Source organism: Pseudomonas sp. IT-196MI5, assembly GCF_949767415.1.
In the GTDB taxonomy this organism is placed as follows: Bacteria; Pseudomonadota; Gammaproteobacteria; order Pseudomonadales; family Pseudomonadaceae; genus Aquipseudomonas.
Map to the genome: position 1 here is coordinate 388,753 of NZ_CATKPZ010000033.1, position 24,919 is coordinate 413,671.

Here is a 24,919-nt window from a genome sequence, read left to right on the forward strand (position 1 = left end):
AGAGTTATCCACAGCTTATTCCCGTTTGTACGGGTGCTTATTACGATCAAGGATGATCCATGTCGCTGTCTACTGTTACACCGGTTTCCCCCGCGGAACTGGAAGCTCGATTACGTCTGCATCGTTTGCCGGAACTCGGTCCTGCGCGTTTCAAGAAATTGCTCGAAGCCTTCGGCTCGGCATCCAAAGCCATCAGCGCACCGGCCAGTGCCTGGCGTTCGCTGGGTTTGCCACTGGCCTGTTCCGAGGCCAGACGAAGCACTGAGATTCGTGACGGCGCCAGCCACGCATTGGCCTGGTTAGAGCATCCGGCCCAGCATTTACTGATGTGGGACCAGCCGGACTACCCGGCACTGCTGGCACAAATCAGCGATGCACCACCACTGTTATTTGTCGCGGGCAATCCAGGCATTCTGGAAAAACCACAACTGGCGATGGTCGGCAGCCGGCGCGCGTCCCGGCCGGGGATGGACACTGCTGCAGCGTTTTCCCGCAGCCTGGCCGGTGCCGGTTTTGTCATTACCAGCGGCCTGGCACTGGGCATTGACGCCGCCGCGCACCAGGCCGCTCTCGACGTCGGCGGGCAAACGGTCGGTGTGCTCGGTACGGGACTCGAGAAGTTTTATCCACAGCGAAACAGACGCCTGGCAGACGCCATGGTCGCTTCGGGCAGCACAGTGCTTTCGGAGTTCCCGCTGGATGCCGGCCCCAGCGCCGGCAACTTCCCTCGACGCAACCGGATCATCAGTGGTTTGTCACTCGGGGTGCTGGTGGTCGAAGCCAGTGTCGCCAGCGGTTCACTGATCACCGCGAGGCTGGCGGCGGAACAGGGGCGCGAGGTGTTTGCGATGCCCGGGTCGATCCATCACCCCGGCGCCCGAGGCTGTCACCAGTTGATCCGTGACGGTGCGGTGCTGGTGGAAACCATCGAACATATCCTCGAAGCCTTGCGCGGCTGGCAGCGACTGCCGTTGTCCACAGAAACCTGCCCCCCTGCAACGACTCATCCACTGCTGAAACTGCTGCATGCCGCGCCTCTCACCAGTGAAGCGCTGGCCGACGCAAGCGGCTGGGCTTTGCCGAAAGTGCTGGCTGCGTTGACGGAACTGGAAATGGATGGCCGCGCCGTGTGCGAAAGCGGACGCTGGTTTGCGCGGGTGAGCTAGGTTTTATAAACAAGATCGGTAAACTGCGCAGAGCCTTAGTCTGGAGTGTTTTTCATGGTCAACAGTTGGCGTGTGCAACAAGCCGCACAAGCAATTCGCGCCGGGGCGGTGATTGCCTACCCAACCGAAGCAGTCTGGGGCCTGGGTTGCGACCCGTGGGACGAGGAAGCGGTGGAGCGTCTGCTGCTGATCAAGGGCCGGCCTGTGGACAAGGGGCTGATTCTGGTCGCCGACAATATCCGTCAGTTCGACTTCCTCTTCGAGGACTTCCCCGAATTGTGGATGGACCGCATGGCCAGTACCTGGCCGGGACCGAACACCTGGCTGGTACCGCACCAGAACCTGCTGCCGGAGTGGATTACCGGGGTGCATGAAACCGTGGCGCTGCGGGTCAGCGATCATCCGCTGGTGCGGGATTTGTGCGCACTGGTCGGGCCGCTGGTGTCGACGTCGGCCAACCCGCAGGGGCGCCCGGCGGCACGTACGCGGATTCGCGTCGAACAGTATTTCCGTGGCCAGGTGGATCTGGTGCTGGGTGGCAATCTGGGCGGGCGCAAGAACCCGAGCGTGATTCGCGACCTGGCCACCGGCAAGGTTGTGCGCCCGGGCTGATACCGAGGTGACCTGTGGTGAGGGGGCTTGCCCCCGTTGGATGGCGAAGCCATCCCAAAATCAGCAACCACGGTGTATCAGGCACACCGCGTTCAATGGTTTTACGATTGCTTCGCAATCGAACGGGGGCAAGCCCCCTCGCCACAAGAGTTAAGGCAACAAAACCACCGAGCCCGTCGTGCGCCGCGCCGACAGCTCGGTCTGTGCTTTCGCCGCTTCAGCCAGTGGATAACGCTGGCTGATGTTCACGGTCAGTTTGCCGCTGATAATCATCTCGAACAGTTCGTCGGCCATGCGTTGCAGGTTCTCGGCGTTGTTCGCATAAGTGCCGAGGGTTGGCCGGGTCACGTACAGCGAGCCTTTGCCCGCCAGGATCCCCAGGTTCACGCCGTCGACCGCACCAGACGCATTGCCGAAGCTCACCACCAGCCCACGCGACGCGGCGCAGTCGAGTGAAGTCAGCCAGGTGTCCTTGCCGACGCCGTCGTACACCACCGGGACTTTTTTGCCGTCAGTCAATTCCAGCACGCGTTGGGCGACGTTTTCATGGCTGTAGTCGATGGTCGCCCAGGCTCCGTTGGCCTTGGCCAGTGCCGCTTTCTCTGCCGAGCTGACCGTACCGATCAGCTTCACGCCCAGGGCCCTGGCCCATTGGCAAGCCAGGGTGCCGACACCACCGGCCGCGGCGTGGAACAGGATGGTTTCGCCACCCTTGAGTTCATAAGTCTGACGCAGCAGGTACTGCACGGTCAGGCCCTTGAGCATCACCCCGGCGGCCTGTTCGAAGCTGATGGCATCCGGCAGTTTCACCAGATTGGCCTCGGGCAAGACGTGAACTTCGCTGTAGGCGCCCAGAGGGCCGCTGCCATAGGCCACACGATCGCCGATCTTGAAGCGGGTCACTTCGCTGCCCACCGCCTCGACCACGCCCGCGCCTTCAGAGCCGACGCCCGATGGCAGGGATGGCGGCGCATACAGACCGCTGCGGTAATAGGTGTCGATAAAGTTCAGGCCGATAGCCTTGTTGGTCACGCGCACTTCCTTCGGACCAGGCTCGGCGGGTTGGTAATCCACATACTCGAGTACTTCGGGGCCGCCATGGGCGCGGAACTGGATACGCTTTGCCATCTGAACTCTCCATAGGTCGTTTTACCAAGCACCCTATCGGACTCCTAAGCTTGATCTTCGTCAACTGCGAAGGGGCAACGTGCGATGTTATGCTACGGACCCATTTGCGCAGGCTGAGCTCCAATGGAGCACCGCGTAGTTTTGCCCGATTCAAGGTGATGACATGACGACCCGCACCGAGGCCGTAAAAGCCTACCTGCTCGACCTGCAAGAGCGCATTTGCGCTGCCCTGGAAGCCGAAGACGGCGGCACGCAATTCGTCGAAGACGCCTGGACCCGGCCTGCCGGCGGCGGTGGTCGCACCCGCGTGATCGAAAACGGCGCGGTGATTGAAAAGGGCGGCGTCAACTTTTCCCATGTCTTCGGCAGCGGTCTTCCACCGTCTGCCAGCGCTCATCGACCGGAACTGGCGGGCCGTGGCTTTGAAGCCCTGGGCGTGTCGCTGGTGATTCACCCGCACAACCCCCACGTGCCGACTTCCCACGCCAACGTGCGCTTTTTCATCGCTGAAAAAGAAGGTGAAGAACCGGTCTGGTGGTTCGGTGGCGGCTTCGACCTGACCCCGTATTACGGCAACGAAGAAGACTGCATCCACTGGCACCGCGTCGCCGAGCAGGCCTGTGCGCCGTTCGGCCCGGACGTTTACCCGCGTTACAAGGCCTGGTGCGACAGCTACTTCCACATCAAGCATCGTCACGAGCCGCGTGGCATCGGCGGGCTGTTTTTCGACGACCTGAACGAGTGGGACTTCGACACCAGCTTCGCCTTCATGCGCGCCATCGGCGATGCGTACATCGACGCCTATCTGCCGATCGTGCAGCGCCGCAAGAACGATGCGTTCACAGCCAAGCAGCGCGAGTTCCAGGAATTCCGCCGTGGCCGCTACGTTGAATTCAATCTGGTCTACGACCGTGGCACGTTGTTCGGCCTGCAATCGGGTGGGCGGACCGAGTCGATTTTGATGTCGCTGCCACCGCAAGTGCGCTGGGGTTACGACTGGAAGGCCGAGCCTGGCAGCGAAGAAGCGCGCCTGACCGAGTATTTCCTGCAAGACCGCGATTGGTTGGCCGGCGCCTGAACGAGGAAACCTGATGGACCGTTATGTCGTATTCGGAAACCCGATCGGCCACAGCAAGTCGCCGTTGATCCATCGCCTGTTCGCCGAGCAGACTGCGCAAAAGCTGGAATACAACACGCTGCTGGCGCCACTCGACGACTTTTCCACCTGTGCCCGGACGTTTTTCCTCGAAGGTCGCGGTGCCAACGTGACGGTGCCGTTCAAGGAAGAGGCCTATCGATTGGCCAACAGCTTGACGGCGCGGGCGCAGCGGGCGGGTGCGGTCAATACCTTGAGCAAACTGGCCGATGGCAGTCTGCTGGGCGACAACACCGACGGCGCCGGGCTGGTGCGGGATCTGAGGGTCAACGCCGGTTTCAGCCTCAAGGGCAAACGCATCCTGTTGCTCGGTGCCGGCGGTGCGGTGCGCGGTGCCCTGGAGCCGCTGCTGGCCGAGCAACCGGCATCGGTGATCATCGCCAACCGCACGGTGGAAAAGGCCGAGCTTTTGGCGGAACTGTTCTGTGATCTGGGACCGGTCTCGGCCAGTGGCTACGACTGGTTGCAGGAGTCGGTGGACCTGATCATCAATGCGACCTCCGCGAGCCTGACGGGCGATGTGCCGCCGATTGCGCCCAGCCTGATCGAACCGGGTAAAACGGTGTGCTACGACATGATGTACGGCAAGGAGCCGACCTCGTTCTGCCGCTGGGCCAGTGAACACGGCGCGGCGGTGGCGATGGATGGCTTGGGGATGCTGGCCGAACAAGCGGCGGAAGCGTTTTTCCTGTGGCGCGGAGTACGCCCGGATACGGCGCCGGTGTTGGCTGAACTTCGCCGGCAACTGGCCCTATAACCCCTGTAGGAGCGAGCCTGCTCGCGATTGCGGTGGGACAGTCAGCAGAGATGTTGAATGTGATTCCGTCATCGCGAGCAGGCTCGCTCCTACAGGGATTTGCGAAACGTCGGATTAATCTTCAAACCGGATCGGGCATTTCTCTGCCCCTTCCAGCTTCCTCAATTCTTCCACCACCTGCGGCCGGGCCCGGCGCAGGGTCAGGCTGCGGTCCTGGCGCAGCAGGCGGCGTGCCTCCTGATGCAGCATTTCCACCCCTGAATAGTCGATGAAGTTGATCTGCTGCGCCTCGATCACCACGCGCGCGCCGTGCATGCGTTGCAGGCGCACTTGCAGGTAATGGCTGGCACCGAAAAAGATCGAACCGCCCACCCGCAGAATGTCTTCCTCGCCATCTCGCACATGCTGCACCCTTGGTTGCGAGGTGCGCTTGAGGTAGAAAAAAAGCGAGGCCAGCACGCCGGCGTAGATCGCCGTTTGCAATTCCAGCAGCAGGGTGGCGACGCAGGTCAGCGCCATGACCACGAATTCGGCGCGGCTGACCCGTAGCAACGCGCGAATGCCGCGGTGGTCCACCAGCCCCCAGGCGATCAACAGAATGCTCCCGGCCATCGCCGGGATCGGGATGTGCGCGATCAGGCTCGCGCCGAAGATCGCGAACAGCGCCACCCACAATGCCGAAAAAATCCCCGCCAGCGGTGAACAGGCCCCCGCTTCATAGCTCAGGCCAGAGCGAGTGAAAGAGCCGGCCGACAGCGATCCGGAAAAAAACGCCCCGACGATGTTCGACAGGCCTTGGGCACGGACTTCCTGATTGGCATCGAGCAGTTGCTGCGAACGCGCTGAGATCGAGCGGGCAATCGACAGGCTGGTGACCAGCCCGAGCATGCCCACTGCCACGGCGCTGGGCAGCAGGCGCAGGATCAGATCGAGGTCCAGCGGCAACGGACTGAAGGGCGGCAGCTTGCCGGTGAAGGCGCTGACCAGTTGCACATGGCCGAACATTGATGGCCAGAGCCAAACCAGCAAACCGCCGAGAATCAGGGTGATCAAGAGCGTCGGCCAGCGTGGCAACCACAGCTTGAGGGTCACGCCCACCACCACCGTCGCCAGCCCCAGTGCCAGCGAAGGTTTGTCCATTTCGCCGAGATGGCGCAACAACGTGATGAAACTATCCAGAGCGGTGGCCTGGCTGGGCAAGTCGAGCCCCAGCAGGTTAGGCAATTGACCGATGGCAATCACCACGGCAGCACCCAGGGTGAAGCCGAGTACTACCGAGTGAGAGACGAAATTCACCAATGCGCCAAACCGCAGCAAACCCAGCAGCCACTGGAAGATACCGGCAAGAAACGTCAGCAACAGAATCAACATGACGTAATCCTGCGAGGCTGGAACGGCCAGAGGACTCACGCTGGCGTACAGGACAATCGAGATGGCCGCCGTAGGGCCGCAGATCAAATGCCACGACGAACCCCACAGGCAGGCGATCAACACCGGGATGATTGCGGCGTAGAGGCCGTATTCCGGTGGGAGGCCGGCAATCAGTGCGTAGGCAATGGATTGCGGCAACGCGAGAATCGCGCCGCTGAGGCCGACGATCAGGTCGCGCCCGACGCTGGCGCGGGTTTGCCGGGGTAGCCAGGTGAGGAAAGGGAAGAGTGAATGGCGGCTTGGCAGGGCCATGGGGCCTCTCGGGTGGGGATTTTTCGCAAGGGTAGCAGGACATGACCTGTGGGAGCGGGCTTGCTCGCGAATGCGTAGTGTCAGTCGACATAGATGTCGGATCTGATGGCCCTTTCGCGAGCAAGCCCGCTCCCACATGGGTTCTAGAGCTTGGCTTTGACCGCCGGCAACGCATCCTTGCCATCCACGGTCTTCACGCCATCGAGCCATTTATCCAGTACCGCCGGATTGGCCTTGATCCAAGCCTTGGCCGCGTCGGCATTGCTGACTTTCTTGTTCACCACCTCGGCCATGATGCTGTTCTCCATGTCCTGAGTGAAACTCAGGTTGGTCAGCAGTTTGCCGACGTTCGGGCAGGCCTGTGCATAACCTTTGCGGGTCAGGGTGTGCACGCTGCCGGTGTCACCGAAGTATTTCTCGCCACCCTTCAGATAGTGCATTTTCAGCTGCACGTTCATCGGATGCGGGGTCCAGCCGAGGAAGGTCACGAATTTCTGTTTTTTCACCGCGCGGGATACTTCCGCCAGCATCGCCTGCTCGCTGGACTCGACCAGTTTCCACTGGCCCATGTCGAAATCGTTTTTCTTGATGATCTCTTGCAGCGAGATGTTCGCCGGCGCGCCGGAGCCGATGCCGTAGATCTTGCGGTCGAACTTGTCGGCGTATTTGTTCAGGTCGGCAAAGTCATGCACACCCGCGTCCCACACGTAATCCGGAACGGCGAGGGTGAATTCGGTGCCGTCGAGGTTCTTCGCCAGTTGCGTGACATCGCCGTTGGCGACGAACTTGTCATAGAAGCCCTGCTGCGCCGGCATCCAGTTACCCAGGAACACATCGACCTGGCCATCCTTGAGCCCGCCAAAGGTGATCGGCACCGCGAGGGTGTCGACCTTGGCCTCGTAGCCCATGCCGTCCAGCAGAAACCCGGCGATGGCATTGGTCGCGGCGATATCGCTCCAGCCCGGGTCGGCCATTTTCACGGTCTCGCAACTCTGATCGGCAAACGCCGATGCACTGCCCAGAGCCAGGAGCCCGACCGTCAGTACTGTGGATAACCTTTGCATGGACTTTCCCCTTAACATTATTGGTTTTGGCAGGGTTGTGGATAACGTGCTTTACGCTCCAGATCGTCGAGGTCGATGTGGTTGCGCATGTATTGCTGACTGGCGTCCACCAGTGGCTGGTGATCCCAGCTCTTCAGCTTGCCGAGGGTCAGTGCCTCGGCCACGAACCGCCGGCGCCGCTGGCTGGCGAGCACCTGCTGGTGAATCGCCGGAATGTTCCATTTGGCCCGCGCTTCGGCGAGAAAATCGTCGAACAGTTGGCGATGTTGCGGCGAATGACTGAGTTCTTCCAGTTCACACGGGTCATTGTGTAGGTCGAAGAGCAGGCAAGGGTCGTCTTCGCTGTAGATGAATTTGTAGGCGCCGCGGCGGATCATCATCAATGGGCTGATGGTGCCTTCGGCCATGTATTCGCCGAACACCTCGTCGTGACCACCCTGCCCTTGCAGGTGTGGGACCAGTGAGCGGCCGTCCAGCGGCAAGCCCGGTTCCAGCGAGCCACCAGCCAGTTCAACGAAGGTCGGCAGCAGATCGGCCGTGGAAACACTGGCGCTGACCCGACCGGTACCGAATTGCCCTGGCGCGCTGATCAGCAGCGGCACCCGTGCGGCCATCTCGAACCAATGCATTTTGTACCAGAGCCCGCGTTCGCCGAGCATGTCGCCGTGGTCACCGGAGAACACGATGATGGTGTCGTCGATCAGCCCGGTATCCTCGAGAGTTTGCAGGAGTTTGCCGACGTTGCTGTCGATATAGCTGCAAGCGCCGAAATAGGCGCGGCGAGCGTCGCGGATCTTATCCACAGGCAGTGGCTTGTCCCACAGATCGTAAACCTTGAGCAAACGCTGCGAGTGTGGATCGAGGTCATGCGGGTCCGGAGTCGTGGGCAACGGGATATCGGCGTCGTCGTACAGATCCCAGAAAGCCTTGGGAATCGTGTACGGGTCGTGTGGGTGAGTCATGGAAACGGTCAGGCAGAACGGCTGCTCGCCGTCCTCGCGAATATGGTCGAACAGGTACTGCTGGGCCTTGAACACCACCTCTTCGTCGAAATCCAGCTGATTGGTGCGCACGCACGGGCCGGCTTGCAGTACCGACGACATGTTGTGGTACCAGGTCGGGCGCACGTCCGGCTCATCCCAGTTCACCGCCCAGCCGTAGTCGGCCGGGTAAATGTCACTGGTCAGGCGTTCTTCGTAGCCATGCAACTGGTCCGGTCCACAGAAATGCATCTTGCCCGACAGGGCGGTGCGGTAGCCGAGGCGGCGCAGATAGTGGGCGTAGGTCGGTACGTCGGCGGGGAAATCGGCGGCGTTGTCATAGGCGCCGATATTGCTCGGCAACTGGCCGCTGACCAGGGTGAACCGCGACGGCGCACACAGGGGGCTGTTGCAATAAGCGGAGTCGAACACCACGCCTTGTGCGGCGAGGCGGCTGAGATTGGGCAGCTTGATGGGCGATGGGCCGTAGAACGGCAACATTGGCGCGGCCATTTGATCGGCCATGATGAAAAGAATGTTCTTGCGCTTCATGTGATCGCGGCATTCCATAGTGGATGTTTATGCGAGAGTGCTGGCTTCGAGAATGAAACCCTCGCACCTTGCGGTAAAGCCCATGCGCGGCAATGACTAGGATAAGCACAGCTTATGTATGACGCCCTTGGTGACCTGTCACTGGATCTGCTTCGCGCCTTCGAAGCGGCGGCCCGCCAACGCAGCTTCACCGCCGCGGCGGTTGAGCTGGGCACCACGCAACCGGCCATCAGCCAGCAGATCAAGCGCCTTGAAGAACAACTGGCGACACGCCTGTTCGACCGCATTTATCGCGGCATCGAACTGACCGAGGCCGGGCAGATTCTTTTCGAGCAGGTTCAGCTAGGGTTGCAGAATATCGACGCAGGATTGAGCGCAATCAGCGCACAACAACAGCATGAGGTACTGCAGGTCGCCACGGATTTTGCCTTCGCCGCCTATTGGTTGATGCCGCGACTGCACCGCTTTCATGCGGCCAATCCGCAGGTGGATGTCAGCCTGGTGACCAGTGAACGCAGTCATAACATGCTACGTACCGATATCGATGTGGCGGTGCTGTTCGGCGATGGCCGCTTCAAGCAGGGTGAAAGCCATTGGCTGTTCAGCGAGGAAGTGTTTCCGGTATGCAGTCCGCAGTTGTTGGGTGAGCGTCCCCTGCCCTTGCCGGCCCAGGCATTGCTGGAGTTTCCGTTGCTGCACCTGCGTGGGGAGCACAGCAGCAACTGGTTCGACTGGAGTGGTGTGTTCCGCGAGCTGGGCATCACCTCGCCCCCGGCGCCCGGGCAATTGCGCTTCGACAACTACACGCTGCTGATTCAGGCGGCTATTGGTGGTCAGGGCGTGGCCATCGGCTGGCGCCACCTTGTGGATAACCTGCTGGCCCAGGGATTGTTGTGCCGACCGATTGCCGAAACGGCGATGTCGAGGCTGGGTTATTACGTGGTTCTGCCCCAGCGCAAACGACGCGGAGCGTTAATTCGACAGTTTGTGGATTGGTTGATGGCCGAACAGGCCGGCAGTGCGCAGTCGTTGTCGGGGTTGTCATTGCCTTCGATTGCAGTGTGAAACGTGAAAAGATCGCAACCTGTGCCCCGTGATCTGCTCGACCGGATTTAGAGGATTTCAAATGCAACGCATAACGGGCTACCACGCCCATGTCTATTTCGACGCCAATACCATCGATCAGGCGCGGGCCTTGTGTGAGCAGGCTGCACAACTGTTCCCTCTGAAAATGGGCCGTGTGCACGAGCGCCCGGTCGGTCCGCACCCGGACTGGAGCTGTCAGTTGGCGTTCGAGCCGCAGGTGTTGGGCGACGTGCTGCCGTGGCTGGCGCTCAACCGCAAGGGCCTGGTGGTGTTTCTGCACCCTGATACCGGTGACGATCTGCGTGACCATACCGAGCATGCCATCTGGATGGGCGCAATACGGCCGCTGGATCTGTCTGTTTTTTGATCAGAGTATTTCTTCAGCCTCGCCGGGCAAGTGTTCGTCCATGTTCAACCTCCTGCCCTGTGTGCGGGGATTGAAACCCAATCCGACGATCGGTTGCACATCCGGTCCCTGCTTTCATTGGCGAAAGCTGGCTGAAAGCTTCCCCGATTAGGATCGCCCCCACTACCGGCAACAGACCGGTTGGCCAATGCCAGCGTTTTATCGCTCGCACAGCCCATTTAACAACAACAATGGTGATTCTGATGTCCTCTTCTACCCGCCGCTTCGCTGTAACTCCGCCCGTACGTCTCGTGCTTCCCGTTCTGCGCTGATCCCGCCCGGTCCGCCCATTCCCTAGCTGCGCTACGCCTGGAGTATTCCCATGCTGACTTTCCTTGGCTTTGCCATGGTCATCACGTTCATGTTCCTGATCATGACCAAGCGCCTGTCCGCGCTGATCGCCCTGATCATCATTCCGATAATATTCGCCATGTTCGGCGGTTTTTCGCCGAAGATCGGTCCGATGATGCTTGAAGGCATCACCAAGCTTGCGCCAACCGGCGTGATGCTGATGTTCGCTATCTTGTACTTCGCCCTGATGATCGACTCCGGCCTGTTCGACCCGGCCGTGCGCAAGATCCTCAAACTGGTCAAGGGCGACCCGTTGAAAGTTTCGGTCGGCACCGCCGTACTGGCGCTCGTCGTTTCCTTCGATGGTGACGGCGCGACCACTTATATGATCTGCGTGGCCGCCATGCTGCCGCTCTACAGCCGTATTGGCATGAGCCCGCGGATCATGGCCGGCCTGATCATCCTCGCCGGTGGCGTGATGAACATGACGCCATGGGGTGGCCCGACCGCTCGCGCTGCCAGTGCGTTGCATGTGGACCCGTCCGACATCTTCGTACCGATGATTCCTGCGATGCTGGCCGGTGTGGTGGCGATCCTGGTCATCGCCTACTTCTACGGCAAGCGTGAACGTGCTCGTCTGGGTGAACTGCACCTGGTGGGTGATGAAATCGACCACAGTGAAATCAGCGTTTCGCAGTTCCCGGATGCCCGTCGTCCGAACCTGATCTGGTTCAACGGCGCCCTGACCCTGGCCCTGATGGGCACCCTGATCGCCGGCCTGCTGCCATTGCCGGTGCTGTTCATGGTGGCGTTCAGTATCGCGATGATCGTCAACTATCCTTGCCTGCAACAGCAGAAGGATCGCGTAGCGGCTCACGCCGGTAGCGTGCTGGCGGTAGTCGGGTTGATCTTTGCGGCCGGTATCTTCACCGGTATCCTGACCGGCACCGGGATGGTCGACGCCATGTCGAAAAGCCTGCTGGCGGTGATTCCGGATTTCCTCGGCCCGTACCTGGCGGTGATCACGGCGCTGGTGAGCATGCCGTTCACTTTCTTCATGTCGAACGATGCATTTTATTACGGCGTGTTACCGGTACTTGCCGAAGCTGCGAGCCATTACGGTATAACCGCGGTGGAAATGGCACGTGCCTCGATCGTCGGTCAGCCCGTCCACCTGTTGAGCCCGCTGGTTCCATCGACCTACCTGTTGGTGGCCCTGGCCGGCATCGATTTCGGTGACCACCAGCGCTTCACCCTGAAGTGGGCAGTGCTGGTTTGTACCTGCATACTGATCGCTGCGCTGCTGTTGGGGACTTTCCCGGTGTTCAGCACTCTATAAGCCCAAGACTCACTACTTCGGGTCCAGGCTTCGTTGTTTGAAGCCCGGGCCCGTTGTGGTTTAACAATCGCTCAAAGGAATACACATGGAATGGCTGACCAACCCTGAAATCTGGGTTGCCTTCTTCACCCTGACCGCCCTGGAAATCGTCCTGGGCATCGATAACATCATCATGATTTCGATCCTGGTCAGCCGCATGCCCAAGCACATGCAGGCGCGTACCCGGATTTTCGGTCTTGGGCTGGCCATGATCACGCGGATCCTGCTTCTGCTGTCGATCACCTGGGTTATGCGCCTGACCGCCGATCTGTTCGAAGTGTTCGGCCAGGGTATTTCCGGACGCGACCTGATCCTGTTCTTCGGTGGTCTGTTCCTGCTGTGGAAAAGCTCGCAAGAGATGTACCACGCGCTGGAAGGTGAAGATGAAAGCAGCGACGAACCTTCGGGCAAGGGCGGCAACTTCCTCTACACCATTATCCAGATCGCGATCATCGACATCGTGTTCTCCCTGGACTCGGTGATCACCGCGGTCGGCATGGTCTCCCACGTTCCGGTCATGGTCGCAGCAATCATCGTGGCCGTGCTGGTGATGATGTGGGCATCTGGCACCATCAGTGAGTTCATCGACAAGCACCCATCGCTGAAGATGCTGGCGTTGTCGTTCTTGTTGATCGTCGGTACGGTGCTGATTGCCGAATCCTTCGACGTGCACGTGCCAAAAGGCTACGTCTACTTCGCCATGGCGTTCTCGCTGGCAGTGGAAGCGATAAACATCAGGATGCGCACCGCCATCGCGAAAAAAAAGAAACAGCAGGATCCGGTAAAGCTGCGCAAGGACATTCCGGGCCAGTAACCCGAAAGCGCTAAATACGCAAAGCCAGTGGGAGCGGGCTTGCTCGCGATGGCGGTCCGTCAGTCAACATCAATGTTGAAGCTGATGGCCTCATCGCGAGCAAGCTCGCTCCCACAGTGTTTTGTGTGGCTGGAAGATCGCCGGTTTCATGACAGTTTTATTTCAATCCCTTCTTTGGCTGTGCGATGCTGGCGCGTAGACCGTTAGCCAACTACAGCTTAAGTACAGAACGTAGAACGTCACGCGGTACCGTCAACTTGCTCCTTTGGGGCGCTACACCACAGGGGGTCATTATGCTCACCCTGCTCAATTTGCTTTCTGCAGTGGCCCTGTTGATCTGGGGTACGCACATCGTCCGAACCGGCATCCTGCGGGTCTACGGCACCAACTTGCGTCATGTCATCAGCCATAACATGTCCAACCGCTGGCTGGCTTTCCTCTCCGGGATCGCCGTCACGGCGATGGTCCAGAGCAGCAACGCCACTGCCATGCTCGTCACCTCCTTTGTCGGCCAGGGCCTGATGGCGCTTACGCCTGCGCTGGTCACCATGCTCGGTGCCGATGTCGGTACGGCGCTGATGGCGCGGGTGTTGACGTTCGATCTGTCGTGGTTGTCGCCCCTGCTGATTTTTGCCGGGGTGATTTTCTTTCTGTCGCGCAAGCAGACCCGACTCGGGCAGATGGGCCGTGTCGCCATTGGCTTGGGCTTGATCATTCTGGCGCTGCAACTGATTGTCGAAGCCGCGCACCCGATTACCCATGCCAAAGGGGTGAAGGTGATTTTCGCTTCGCTCACCGGCGACCTCCTGCTCGACGCTCTGGTTGGCGCGCTGTTCGCGATGGTTTCCTATTCCAGCCTGGCCGCTGTGTTGCTTACGGCGACCCTGGCGGGCGCCAACGTGATCAGTCTGCCGGTGGCCATCGGGCTGGTGATCGGCGCCAATATCGGCAGCGGCGTACTCGCCTTCCTCAGCACCAGCATGCAGAACCCCGCCGGGCGCCAAGTGGCGCTGGGCAGCCTGCTGTACAAACTGATTGGTCTTTTATTGATCATTCCGGTACTCGATCCGCTGGTGCGCTGGCTCGATAGCCTCGATTTCAGCCCTCAGGAAATGGTCATTGGCTTTCACTTGCTCTACAACACCGCGCGCTGTCTGATCCTGCTGCCCAGCGTCGGGCCGATGGCCAGGTTTTGTGCCTGGGTGCTGCCTGAACGCCCGCAGGCCAACGGCACGGCCAAGCCCCGGCACCTTGACCCCACGGCGTTGGTCACCCCCGGATTGGCGCTGGCCAACGCGGCCCGGGAAACCCTGCGCATGGGCGACCTGATCGACAACATGCTCGAAGCCATGCTCGATGTTTTGCGCGGCAAGCAAACAGCCGTCACCCAGGAAATACGCCGCCTGACCGACGATGTCGAAGCGCTCTACAGCGCAATCAAATTGTATCTGGCGCAAATGCCCCGGGAAGATCTCAGCGATCAGGACAGCCGGCGCTGGGCGGAAATCATCGAGCTGGCGATCAACCTGAAACTCGCCAGCGACTTGATCGAACGCATGCTGCGCAAAGTCCAGCAGCAGAAAACCTCGCAGCGTCGGTCGTTTTCCGAAGTCGGGCTGGACGAATTGACCGGGCTGCATACTCAGTTGATTTCCAGCCTGCGGCTCGGGATGTCGGTGTTTCTCAGTGGCGACCCGGAAAGCGCTCGTCAGCTGGTACGTGAAAAACGTCGTTTCCGCGCACAGGAGCGGCGCTTGGCCCATGCCCATGTCAGTCGCCTGCATCGTAAAATCGTGCAGAGTATCGAAACCAGTTCGTTGCACCTGGAGCTGATCGCCGACATGAAGCGTCTGAATTCGCTGTTTTGCAGCAGTGCCTACGTGGTGCTGGAAACATCCGACACCGGCGCATTGGTCGTCGATGATTTGACTGACATTACTCATTCACCCTGAACGTCCACAGTTGCCTGAAGTCTGTTGAACTTACGCCAGTGGTACGGAAGCTCGTTATGCGTTGTCTGTTGTTCGCCTGTCTGCTGCTTGGTTCTTTTCCGTCGCTGGCCCTGGATCGTTTCCAGGTCGAGGGCTACACCCTGCGCAACGGTTTGCAGATGCTGCTCAAACCCGGCACTGACCGCGGGCATGTGGCGATCCGGCTGGTGGTCGGCGTTGGCCTGGACGATTTCAATTGCGAAGAAAAGGAATTGCCGCATCTGCTGGAACACCTGCTGTTCAGCGGCATCGACGCCAGTGGCGAAGGTGGCCTGGAAGAAAGCATGCAGGCCCTGGGCGGTGAGTGGAACGCCTTCACCAGCAATGCCGATACGACTTTCGTCATCGAAGCCCCGGCCAAAAACCAGCGCAAGGTGCTCGACCTACTGTTGGCGCTGCTGACCCAGACCCGTTTCGACGACAACGCCATCAACGCCGCCAAGCAAGTGGTCGAGCGTGAAGACGGCGGTCACTACTCGCACCTGCAGCGCTGGCTCGATCGGCAGGACCTGGGCCACACGGCCAGCAACCAATTGGCCGTGGAGCTGGGCCTCAAATGCCCGGAGCGGGCGCAAGTCGATGACCTGACCCGTGAGCAACTGGAGCGGGTGCGCAAAGACTGGTATGCGCCGAACAACATGACCCTGATCGTGGTCGGCGATCTCGACAAGTTGCTGCCGGCCTATCTGGAGCGTACGTATGGCGCACTGGAAGCGATTACTCCTGGCGAGCATCCACCGCTGCCGCAAATCCAGGCCAGCGCCGCCCACGAGCGCACGCTGCCCCTCGGCCTGGTCGGTAACGGCGCCAAATTGCACTGGCTGGTGCCGGAGCCTGTGCTGGACGACGGGCACGACCAAACCTTCGATTTGCTCAAGGATTATCTGGATTGGGCGCTCTATCGCCAGATGCGCCTGGCTCACGGTTTATCCTACGGCCCGTGGGCGGAACGCGAGGTGTTCGGCGGCGTGGGTTTCATGAGCCTCAATGCCGACCTTGAGCGCGACGACGTGCTTGCGGCCGAACAAGTGCTCGATGACTTGAAGGCTGCACTGCTCAAGGACGGCCTCAATGCCGACACCTTCAACCGGCTCAAGCAGGCCGCGATTGCCCGCCAAGCCTGGGCCGTACAAGGCAACAGTGCGTTGGCCGACTACTACTGGAGCGCCATCGGTGATTATGAGGACGGCCGTTTCGCCAACCCGGCCCGGGAGCTGCAAGGGGTGACACTGGAAGAGGCGAACAAGGCCGTGCGTGAGCTGCTGTTGCAGCCGGGGTATTTGCGGATCGAGAAGCCGTTGTTCAGTTATGACCAGTTGATGTGGCTAGTGGTCGGGGGGGCGGGATTGCTGGTGTTGAGTTTGGTGGCTTGGCGCATTCATCGCAAAAGATAGCCATTGCTCGCCACAGGGCTGTACCAACGGTACCCTGTCGAGGTTTTTTCCTACGACTACTGTGAACCCGCCGAATGCAAAACCTGACCCTTTTCGTACAGCGCATCCTCGAATTGATGAAGCGCTATCCTGGGGTTATTGCACTTTGTGGTTTCATCTCCGGGGTGGGCAGTTTCATTCTGGTCGATCGCCAGCAAGGCCTGGCGAGCTGGATCACCACCATCATGCTGATCAGCTGGATCTGGCTGATGCTGGAAAACAGCCTGACCAAGCTGTTCACGCGCATTTTCAAGCGCGAAATTCCGGAACCGTTGCTGCGTTATGCAACGCAGATGATCCATCAGGAAAGCCTGTTCTTTGTCCTGCCATTCTTCTTCATCACTACGACGTGGAACAGCGGCCAGTTGGTTTTCACCGGGCTGCTGGGCGTCGCGGCGCTGATTTCGATCATCGACCCGCTCTACTACAAATGGTTGGCGCCGCGGCGCTGGGCGTTTCTGGCCCTGCACACCCTGACCCTGTTCGCCGCCCTGCTCACCGCGTTGCCGGTGATCATGCACCTGACCACCGCACAAAGTTTCAAATGGGCGCTGGGCATCTCGGTGCTGTTGTCGTTCCCGAGCCTGGCGTCGATCTTCCCGATTCGTACTGTACGCAGTGCGTTGGCGATTTTGAGTATCACCCTGGGTATTGGCGTCGTCGGTTGGGAGCTGCGCTCGTGGGTGCCGCCAGCGACACTGTGGATGACCGACGTGGCCATCAGCACGCAAATGCAGGACCGCACGCCTGGTGCCAGCCTCGACGAAGTCAGCGCCGAGCAGATTCGCAATGGCGGGCTCTACGCGTACACCGCGATCAACGCCCCGCGTGGCCTGGACGAGCGGATTTATCACGTCTGGCAGTTCAACGGTAAAGAGGTCGACCGCATTCCTCTGGATATTCGCGGCGGGCGCAAGGAAGGTTACCGGGCCTGGACCCACAAGCAGAACTTCCCGGGCAATCCGGCCGGCAAATGGCAGGTTCGGGTGCTGACCGAAGATGGCCAGGTCATCGGCGTGCTGCGCTTCAAAGTCACAGACAGCACAGCGGTCAAAGAAAAGTAGTGAGGTTCGTGCTATTACGTAAAGCTGCGTAATCACTGAACAAGCACGGAGCTTATGATCAGCAGCACGATGGCCGGCAACGCCAGATTAGACACGTCGATAAGCCCTGCTCGGTTGCGGGTGACGGGCGACTGGACGCTTGCCCATTACGCTGACCTCAAGCTGTTGAGTGAAAAACTCCACGGCCAGTACGACGTCAACACCCCCGTCGACCTCAATGGATTGGGCGCCCTCGACACCGCCGGCGCCTCGCTGCTGGTAGAGCTGCTCGGCTCCGAGCGCCTCGGCCGCTCCGCCGAACATCCTGATTGCACACTCTGCGCCGCCGATCGCGCGTTGCTGCAAACCGTCTACTGCTCGCTGACCGATTTCTGCGTACCGATCAAGGAACCGGAGGTCAGCGTTTCCATTCAATTGCTGACCCGTATTGGCCGTGCAGTGGACGCTGTCTGGCAGGACACCCTGCAGCTGCTGGGTTTCGTTGGCCTGATCATCGAAACCATTGTCCGCAGCCTGTTCCGGCCCAAACGCTGGCGCGTTACGTCGATGATTGCGCACATCGAGCAGACTGGCCTCGACGCCGCGCCGATTGTTGCGCTGCTGACCTTTCTGGTGGGCGCCGTGGTGGCGTTTCTCGGGTCGACGGTACTGGCCACTTTCGGTGCCACTGTCTTCACCGTGGACCTGGTGGGATTTGCCTTTTTGCGCGAATTCGGTGTGCTGCTGACTGCGATCCTGATGGCCGGGCGCACCGCCAGTGCGTTCACGGCGCAAATCGGTTCGATGAAGGCCAACGAAGAAATCGACGCCATCCGTACGCTGGGCCTGGATCCCGTGGAGTTGCTGGTGGTGCCGCGGGTCCTGGCGTTGCTGATCTCCCTGCCGATGCTGACCTTTCTGGCGATGCTGTCGGGGATTATCGGCGGTGCCGTGGTCTGCGCAGTGGCGTTGGGTATCTCGCCGGCAATGTTCATATCTCTGCTGCAATCGGACATCGGCGTTCAGCACTTTCTGGTGGGGATCGTCAAAGCGCCGGTCTTCGCTTTCCTGATCGCCGCAATTGGTTGCCTCGAAGGCTTCAAGGTCAGTGGCAGTGCTGAGTCTGTCGGCGCCCACACCACGTCGAGCGTGGTGCAGTCAATTTTCGTGGTGATCGTGATGGATGCGATAGCCGCAATGTTTTTCATGGAGATGGGATGGTGAGTCGTGTGCCCCGAGCGCCCTCGGAGGCGGTGATAGAAGTCCGTGGGCTGTGCAACCGCTTTGGTCGCCAGAGCGTGCACGAGAACCTCGACCTGGATTTGTACAAAGGCGAGATCCTCGCCGTGGTCGGCGGCTCCGGCAGCGGCAAATCAGTGCTGCTGCGCAGCATTGTCGGGTTGCGCCAGCCCAGCGAAGGCGTGGTGAAAGTCTTCGGGAAAAACCTGCCGACCTTGTCCGAACACGAACGTTCGCTGGTGGAGCGGCGATTCGGTGTGCTGTTCCAGAAGGGAGCGCTGTTTTCCTCGCTGACAGTGACCGAGAACGTCGCCCTGCCACTGATCGAACACGCCGGCTTGAGCCGCAACGACGCCGAGCACCTGGCAGCGGTGAAAATGGCCCTGGCCGGATTGCCGCTGTCGGCGGCGGAGAAGTACCCTTCGTCGCTGTCCGGCGGCATGATCAAGCGTGCCGCATTGGCCCGGGCGCTGGCACTGGACCCGGACATCCTGTTTCTCGACGAGCCCACCGCCGGTCTCGACCCGATCGGTGCCGCCGCGTTCGACCAATTGATCCTGACCCTGCGCGACGCCTTGGGCCTGAGCGTTTTCCTGGTGACCCACGACCTTGACACGCTTTACACCATCACCGACCGGGTGGCGGTGTTGGCGCAGAAAAAGGTGCTGGTGGCGGACGCCATCGACAAGGTGTCGGAAACCAACGATGCGTGGATTCACGAATACTTCCATGGCCCTCGCGGCCGCGCGGCATTGACGGCCGCCCAACAGCTCAAAGAGGTCTGACATGGAAACCCGAGCCCATCATGTATTGATCGGCCTGTTCACCGTGATTGTGGTGACGGCCGCGCTGCTGTTTGGCCTGTGGCTGGCCAAGTCCAGTGTCGACACCGAGTTCAAGGACTACGAGGTCGTGTTCAACGAGGCGGTCAGCGGTTTGTCCAAGGGTAGTTCGGTGCAGTACAGCGGGATCAAGGTCGGCGACGTGATCTCGCTGCGCCTGGACCCGAAAGACCCGCGCCGGGTGCTGGCGCGAATTCGTCTGGCCGGCGATACCCCGGTCAAGGAAGACACCAATGCCAAGTTGGCCCTGACCGGCGTCACCGGGACCTCGATCATCCAGCTCAGTGGCGGCACGCCTCAGAGCCCGACGCTCAAGGGCAAGGGCGGCAACCTGCCGACCATCGTCGCCTCGCCCTCGCCCATCGCCCGCCTGCTCAATGACAGCGAAGACCTGATGGCCGGGGTGACCACGCTGATGCATAACGCCAACCTGATGTTCTCCACGCAAAACATCGAGCGCATCAGCAACACCCTGGAGCACCTGGAACAAACCACCGGGACCATTGCCGAGCAGCGCGGCGATATCCGCCAGGCCATGCAGCAACTGGCGTCGGTGGGCAAGCAGGCCAACACCATGCTGGAGCAGACCACGGCGCTGATGCGCAATGCCAACGGTCTGCTCAATGATCATGGCAAGGAGGCGCTCGGCAGCGCCGAGCAAGCGATGAAGTCGTTGCAGGAGAGTAGCGCCACCCTCAACAAACTGATCACGGCCAATCAGGATTCGCTCAACAGCGGTATGCAAGGCCTCAATGGCCTGGGCCCGGCGGTGCGCGAGATGCGCGAAACCCTGAGTTCGTTGCGCACCATTACCACACGCCTGGAAGCCAACCCCAGCGGTTACCTGCTGGGCAGTGAAAAGACCAAGGAATTCACGCCATGAAGCTGATTCGGATTGCCCTCCTCGCTGGCTTCACGCTGATCAGTTCGTGCTCGATCCTGCCCAAGCCCGAGCCCTTCGAGGTCTATCGATTGCCGTCGGCCCAGAGTGCATCGGCCAGCCATGGAGCGCCGCAACGCTGGTCGCTGCGCGTGACCAAATTCCAGTCCAGCGACGCGTTGGACAGCCCGAACATAGCCGTGATTCCTCAGGGTGATGTGATCAGCCACTACCAGGGTTCGCGCTGGAGCGACCCGGCACCGGTACTGGTACGCAATCGCCTGCTGGAAGGTTTCCTGTATGACGGACGGGTGCCGTTGTTGAGCACTGATGACAGCATTTTCCAGACCGACCTTGAATTGGGCGGCAGGCTGCAGGCGTTCCAGACCGAATACCAGGGCGCGACTGCCAGCGTGGTCGTGCGTCTGGATGCGTTGCTGGTGCGCAGTTACGACCAGCGCATCCTCGCCAGCCACCGCTTTGAAGTGCGCCAGCCTTTGAGCGATGTGCAGGTTCCGGCGGTGGTGGTCGGGTTTGGTCAGGCGAACGATCAGTTGACCGCGCAGGTGGTGAGCTGGGCGGTTGAGCAAGGGCAGAAACTCGCCCCGCCGCCAAGGCCTTGAAAGCCTGCACAGCCCTTGTGGGAGCGAGCTTGCTCGCGATGACTGAGGCACATTCACAATCAATGTGCCTGACACATCGCTATCGCGAGCAAGCTCGCTCCCACAGTTGAAGTGTGTCGGCCTTATCAGCCCTGCAAAAACGCCCGATGCATCTCTTCCAGCGTTTCAAAGTGATACGCCGGAGCCTCGGCGCTCAGTTCTTCGTGGCTGCCGAACCCGTAACCCACCGCCGCCGCGTCCAGCCCGTTGCTGCGTGCGCCGATCAGGTCGTGCTTGCGGTCGCCGATCATCAGGGTGTTGGCCGGGTCCAGGCTCTCTTCGGCCATCAGGTGAGCGATCAGCTCGACCTTGTTGGTCCGGGTGCCATCCAGTTCGCTGCCGTAAATCACCTTGAAGTGTTTGGCAAAATCGAAATGCCGGGCGATCTCGCGGGCGAACACCCACGGCTTCGAGGTGGCGATGTACAGTTGCCGGCCTTGTCCGTTCAGGGTTTCCAGCAGCGGCGTGACACCCTCGAACACCCGGTTTTCGTAGAGGCCGGTGACCTTGAAGCGCTCACGGTAGAAATTCACCGCCTCCCATGCCTTCGGCTCGTCAAAGTCATAGAACTGCATGAACGCCTGCAACAGCGGCGGGCCAATGAAGTGTTCGAGTTTGGCCAGGTCCGGCTCATCGATACCCAGTTTACCCAAGGCGAACTGGATCGAGCGGGTGATGCCCTCGCGCGGATCGGTCAGAGTGCCATCGAGGTCGAACAAAACGGTTTGGTAATGCATGTCGAATCCTGAATAAGAGGGCCGGGTCAAAGCTGGTCGTAACCTTCGGCCAGATGCAGGTCCTTGAGCTTCACGTAGTTCGCTGCGCTGTAGGTGAAAAAGGCGCGCTCCTTGTCGGTCAGCGGGCGGATCTGCTTCACCGGGCTGCCCACATACAGGAAGCCGCTTTGCAAATGCTTGCCCGGCGGCACCAGGCTGCCGGCACCAATGATCACATCATCGTCGACCAGCGCACCGTCCATGACGATGCTGCCCATGCCGATCAACACCCGGCTGCCCACCGAACAGCCATGCAGCATGACTTTGTGAGCGATGGTCACATCATCGCCGATCAGCAACGGAAAGCCATCGGGGTTGAACGGACCGGCGTGGGTGATGTGCAACACGCAGCCATCCTGCACGCTGGTGCGCGCGCCGATGCGGATGCGGTGCATGTCACCGCGGATCACCGTCAGCGGCCAGACCGAGCTGTCTTCACCGATTTCAACGTTGCCGATCACCACCGCCGAGCGGTCTACAAAGGCGCCTTTGCCGAGCAGCGGCGTGTGGTTCTGATACTTGCGAAGGTTCACGATAGGGTTTCTCTCTGTCGCTGATAGCTGCGGTGAGTGCCGATTGTAATTAAGATGGCTACATGTTTCTCCAGCCAAGGTATCAACCGTGAGCGTGAACAACCCTCTTTTGCAGCCCTACGACCTGCCACCGTTCTCCGCCATCCGCGCCGAACACGTACAACCGGCCATTGAACAGATCCTGGCTGACAACCGTGCCGCCATCGTCGAGATCCTCAAGTCCCAGGTCAGACAGCCAACGTGGGCTGGCCTGGTGCTGGCGATGGACGAACTCAATGACCGCCTGGGCGCTGCCTGGAGCCCGGTCAGTCACCTCAACGCGGTGTGCAACAGCGCCGAACTGCGTGAAGCCTACGAGTCGTGCCTGCCGGCCTTGAGCGCCTACTCCACAGAATTGGGTCAGAACCGCGAACTGTTCCAGGCCTTCGAAGCCCTGGCCAGCAGCCCGGAAGCGGCCGGTTTCGAGGTGGCGCAGAAAACTATCCTGGAACACTCCCTGCGTGACTTCCGTCTGTCGGGTATCGACCTGCCGGAAGCCGAGCAGAAGCGTTACGCCGAAGTACAAAGCAAGCTGTCCGAGCTGGGCAGCCGTTTCTCCAACCAGTTACTCGACGCCACTCAGGCGTGGACCAAACACATCACCGATGAAGCCGCCCTCGCCGGTCTGACGGATTCCGCCAAGGCGCAAATGGCCGCCGCGGCCCAGGCGAAGGACCTGGATGGCTGGCTGATCACGCTGGAATTCCCGAGCTATTACGCGGTGATGACCTACGCCCAGGACCGCGCACTGCGTGAAGAAGTCTACGCGGCTTACTGCACCCGTGCGTCGGACCAGGGGCCCAATGCCGGTCAGAACGACAACGGCCCGGTCATGGAAGAAATCCTCGACCTGCGTCAGGAGCTGGCCAAGCTGTTGGGTTTCAGCAGTTTCTCCGAGCTGAGCCTGGCGACCAAAATGGCGGAATCCAGCGATCAGGTACTGAGTTTCCTGCGCGATCTGGCCAAGCGCAGCAAGCCGTTCGCCGCCCGGGATCTGGAGCAGCTCAAGGCTTACGCCGCCGAACAAGGCTGCCCGGACCTGCAGAGTTGGGACAGCGGTTTCTACGGTGAAAAACTCCGTGAACAGCGTTACAGCGTGGCCCAGGAAGCCCTGCGCGCCTACTTCCCGATCGACAAGGTGTTGAGTGGTCTGTTTGCCATTGTTCAGCGCCTGTACGGCATCGAAATCGCCGAGCTCAAAGGCTTCGACACCTGGCACCCGGATGTCCGCCTGTTCGAGATCAAGGAAAACGGCCAGCATGTCGGTCGCTTCTTCTTCGACCTGTATGCTCGTGCCAACAAGCGTGGCGGGGCCTGGATGGACGGCGCCCGGGACCGTCGTCGTACCGCTGGCGGCGTGCTGCAAAGCCCGGTGGCGAACCTTGTGTGCAACTTCACCCCGGCCGACAGCGGCAAGCCTGCGCTGCTGACCCACGATGAAGTCACCACCTTGTTCCATGAATTCGGTCACGGCCTGCATCACTTGCTGACCCGCGTCGAGCATGCTGGCGTGTCCGGCATCAACGGCGTGGCCTGGGATGCCGTCGAACTACCAAGTCAGTTCATGGAAAACTGGTGCTGGGAGCCGGAAGGCCTTGCGCTGATTTCCGGTCATTATGAAACCGGCGAACCGCTGCCTCAGGACCTGCTCGGGAAAATGCTCGCGGCGAAAAACTTCCAGTCCGGCCTGATGATGGTCCGTCAACTGGAGTTCTCTCTGTTCGACTTCGAATTGCACGCGACCCACGGCGACGGCCGCAGCGTGCTGCAAGTGCTCGAAGGCGTGCGCGACGAGGTCTCGGTGATGCGCCCGCCGGTCTACAACCGCTTTCCCAACAGCTTTGCGCATATCTTCGCCGGTGGTTATGCCGCGGGTTATTACAGCTACAAATGGGCTGAAGTGCTGTCGGCCGATGCGTTCTCGAAGTTCGAAGAAGAAGGCGTGCTCAATGCCGACACCGGTCGCGCCTTCCGTGAAGCGATCCTGGCACGCGGCGGTTCCCAGGAGCCTATGGTGTTGTTTGTCGACTTCCGTGGCCGTGAGCCATCGATTGACGCACTCTTGCGCCACAGCGGCCTGAGTGAGGACGCAGCAGCATGAGTGAGGGGCCTGTGATTACGAAAAAACGCTTTATCGCCGGGGCGGTCTGCCCGGCATGCAGCGAGCCGGACAAGTTGATGATGTGGAACGAAGACAGCGTGCCACATCGTGAATGTGTGGCTTGCGGTTACTCTGACACTCTCAATGAACAAGGGTTGTCGGTGCCCAAGGAGTTGGGTACGCGGGTTAACACCAGCGCACTCAAACCAGCCGACACCAAGGTTCAGGCGGTTCAGTTCTTCCCGAACCCGAAACTGAAGAAAAAGCCTGGCGAACAACACTGAGTGAAAAAAGCCTCCGTTGCGCA

23 protein-coding genes are annotated in these 24,919 nt (G+C 60.4%); 17 read left to right on the plus strand and 6 right to left on the minus strand.

What is annotated here, in order from left to right; translation table 11 throughout:
- The first annotated feature begins 59 nt into the window (after positions 1-59).
- Both dprA and ACM6IK_RS20225 read left to right on the plus strand, forming a co-directional pair.
- Entirely contained in the window at positions 60-1,166 is a 1,107-nt protein-coding gene (dprA, locus tag ACM6IK_RS20220; protein ID WP_414875716.1) for a DNA-processing protein DprA, read from the plus strand.
- Between the two features lie 54 nt (positions 1,167-1,220).
- Complete coding sequence (locus ACM6IK_RS20225) at positions 1,221-1,778, plus strand: L-threonylcarbamoyladenylate synthase (protein ID WP_414875717.1); 558 nt, start codon at positions 1,221-1,223, stop codon at positions 1,776-1,778.
- Between the two features lie 150 nt (positions 1,779-1,928).
- On the opposite strand, the gene ACM6IK_RS20230 is transcribed toward ACM6IK_RS20225, so the two are convergent.
- Complete coding sequence (locus ACM6IK_RS20230) at positions 1,929-2,906, minus strand: NADPH:quinone reductase (RefSeq protein ID WP_414875718.1); 978 nt, start codon at positions 2,904-2,906, stop codon at positions 1,929-1,931.
- A 163-nt stretch (positions 2,907-3,069) separates the two neighbouring features.
- Between ACM6IK_RS20230 and hemF the strand changes: the two genes are divergently transcribed.
- Both hemF and aroE read left to right on the plus strand, forming a co-directional pair.
- Positions 3,070-3,984, plus strand: a complete 915-nt coding sequence (hemF, locus tag ACM6IK_RS20235; protein ID WP_414875719.1) for an oxygen-dependent coproporphyrinogen oxidase — start codon at positions 3,070-3,072, stop codon at positions 3,982-3,984.
- Positions 3,985-3,997: 13 nt separating this feature from the next.
- Entirely contained in the window at positions 3,998-4,819 is an 822-nt protein-coding gene (gene aroE / locus ACM6IK_RS20240) for a shikimate dehydrogenase (protein ID WP_414875720.1), read from the plus strand.
- A gap of 114 nt (positions 4,820-4,933) precedes the next feature.
- Here the strand turns inward: aroE and ACM6IK_RS20245 are convergent, their stop codons facing one another.
- From ACM6IK_RS20245 to betC, 3 genes are all read right to left on the minus strand, one after another.
- Entirely contained in the window at positions 4,934-6,502 is a 1,569-nt protein-coding gene (locus ACM6IK_RS20245) for a SulP family inorganic anion transporter (protein WP_414875721.1), read from the minus strand.
- 143 nt (positions 6,503-6,645) lie between these two features.
- A complete protein-coding gene (choX, locus tag ACM6IK_RS20250; protein ID WP_414875722.1) occupies positions 6,646-7,566 on the minus strand; it encodes a choline ABC transporter substrate-binding protein in 921 nt (306 codons plus the stop codon).
- Positions 7,567-7,583: 17 nt separating this feature from the next.
- A complete protein-coding gene (gene betC / locus ACM6IK_RS20255; RefSeq protein ID WP_414875723.1) occupies positions 7,584-9,098 on the minus strand; it encodes a choline-sulfatase in 1,515 nt (504 codons plus the stop codon).
- A gap of 114 nt (positions 9,099-9,212) precedes the next feature.
- On the opposite strand from betC, the gene ACM6IK_RS20260 reads away from it, so the two are divergent.
- The 11 genes from ACM6IK_RS20260 to ACM6IK_RS20310 all read left to right on the plus strand — a co-directional run bounded on the left by ACM6IK_RS20260 (position 9,213) and on the right by ACM6IK_RS20310 (position 21,124).
- Positions 9,213-10,163, plus strand: coding sequence for a choline sulfate utilization transcriptional regulator (locus tag ACM6IK_RS20260; protein ID WP_414875724.1), 951 nt, complete (start codon positions 9,213-9,215; stop codon positions 10,161-10,163).
- Positions 10,164-10,224: 61 nt separating this feature from the next.
- Complete coding sequence (locus ACM6IK_RS20265; protein ID WP_223544842.1) at positions 10,225-10,551, plus strand: DOPA 4,5-dioxygenase family protein; 327 nt, start codon at positions 10,225-10,227, stop codon at positions 10,549-10,551.
- 361 nt (positions 10,552-10,912) lie between these two features.
- A complete protein-coding gene (locus ACM6IK_RS20270; protein WP_414875725.1) occupies positions 10,913-12,220 on the plus strand; it encodes a CitMHS family transporter in 1,308 nt (435 codons plus the stop codon).
- A gap of 85 nt (positions 12,221-12,305) precedes the next feature.
- Positions 12,306-13,073 (plus strand): TerC family protein, encoded by a 768-nt coding sequence (locus ACM6IK_RS20275; protein WP_414875726.1) that lies wholly within the window; start codon positions 12,306-12,308, stop codon positions 13,071-13,073.
- Between the two features lie 293 nt (positions 13,074-13,366).
- Positions 13,367-15,025 (plus strand): Na/Pi cotransporter family protein, encoded by a 1,659-nt coding sequence (locus ACM6IK_RS20280; protein ID WP_414875727.1) that lies wholly within the window; start codon positions 13,367-13,369, stop codon positions 15,023-15,025.
- A gap of 56 nt (positions 15,026-15,081) precedes the next feature.
- Complete coding sequence (locus tag ACM6IK_RS20285; protein ID WP_414875728.1) at positions 15,082-16,458, plus strand: M16 family metallopeptidase; 1,377 nt, start codon at positions 15,082-15,084, stop codon at positions 16,456-16,458.
- 74 nt (positions 16,459-16,532) lie between these two features.
- Positions 16,533-17,561 (plus strand): DUF5924 family protein, encoded by a 1,029-nt coding sequence (locus ACM6IK_RS20290; RefSeq protein WP_414875729.1) that lies wholly within the window; start codon positions 16,533-16,535, stop codon positions 17,559-17,561.
- A 54-nt stretch (positions 17,562-17,615) separates the two neighbouring features.
- The gene (locus ACM6IK_RS20295; protein WP_414875730.1) at positions 17,616-18,764 is read left to right on the plus strand and encodes an MlaE family lipid ABC transporter permease subunit; all 1,149 of its coding nucleotides are present in this window, start codon (positions 17,616-17,618) and stop codon (positions 18,762-18,764) included.
- Positions 18,758-19,564: an ABC transporter ATP-binding protein gene (locus ACM6IK_RS20300; protein WP_414875731.1), complete on the plus strand. Its 807-nt coding sequence runs from the start codon at positions 18,758-18,760 to the stop codon at positions 19,562-19,564. The genes ACM6IK_RS20295 and ACM6IK_RS20300 overlap by 7 nt, the downstream gene beginning before the upstream one ends.
- Before the next feature lies 1 nt (position 19,565).
- Entirely contained in the window at positions 19,566-20,504 is a 939-nt protein-coding gene (locus ACM6IK_RS20305; RefSeq protein WP_414875732.1) for an MlaD family protein, read from the plus strand.
- Positions 20,501-21,124, plus strand: a complete 624-nt coding sequence (locus ACM6IK_RS20310) for an ABC-type transport auxiliary lipoprotein family protein (protein WP_414875733.1) — start codon at positions 20,501-20,503, stop codon at positions 21,122-21,124. The genes ACM6IK_RS20305 and ACM6IK_RS20310 overlap by 4 nt, the downstream gene beginning before the upstream one ends.
- 125 nt (positions 21,125-21,249) lie before the next feature.
- Here ACM6IK_RS20310 and ACM6IK_RS20315 read toward each other — a convergent pair whose 3' ends face one another.
- Entirely contained in the window at positions 21,250-21,900 is a 651-nt protein-coding gene (locus ACM6IK_RS20315; protein WP_414875734.1) for an HAD family hydrolase, read from the minus strand.
- Positions 21,901-21,926: 26 nt separating this feature from the next.
- Positions 21,927-22,472: a gamma carbonic anhydrase family protein gene (locus ACM6IK_RS20320; protein WP_414875735.1), complete on the minus strand. Its 546-nt coding sequence runs from the start codon at positions 22,470-22,472 to the stop codon at positions 21,927-21,929.
- 88 nt (positions 22,473-22,560) lie between these two features.
- On the opposite strand from ACM6IK_RS20320, the gene prlC reads away from it, so the two are divergent.
- Entirely contained in the window at positions 22,561-24,612 is a 2,052-nt protein-coding gene (prlC, locus tag ACM6IK_RS20325; protein WP_414875736.1) for an oligopeptidase A, read from the plus strand.
- Complete coding sequence (locus tag ACM6IK_RS20330; RefSeq protein ID WP_414875737.1) at positions 24,609-24,896, plus strand: YheV family putative zinc ribbon protein; 288 nt, start codon at positions 24,609-24,611, stop codon at positions 24,894-24,896. The genes prlC and ACM6IK_RS20330 overlap by 4 nt, the downstream gene beginning before the upstream one ends.
- Positions 24,897-24,919 lie beyond the last annotated feature (23 nt).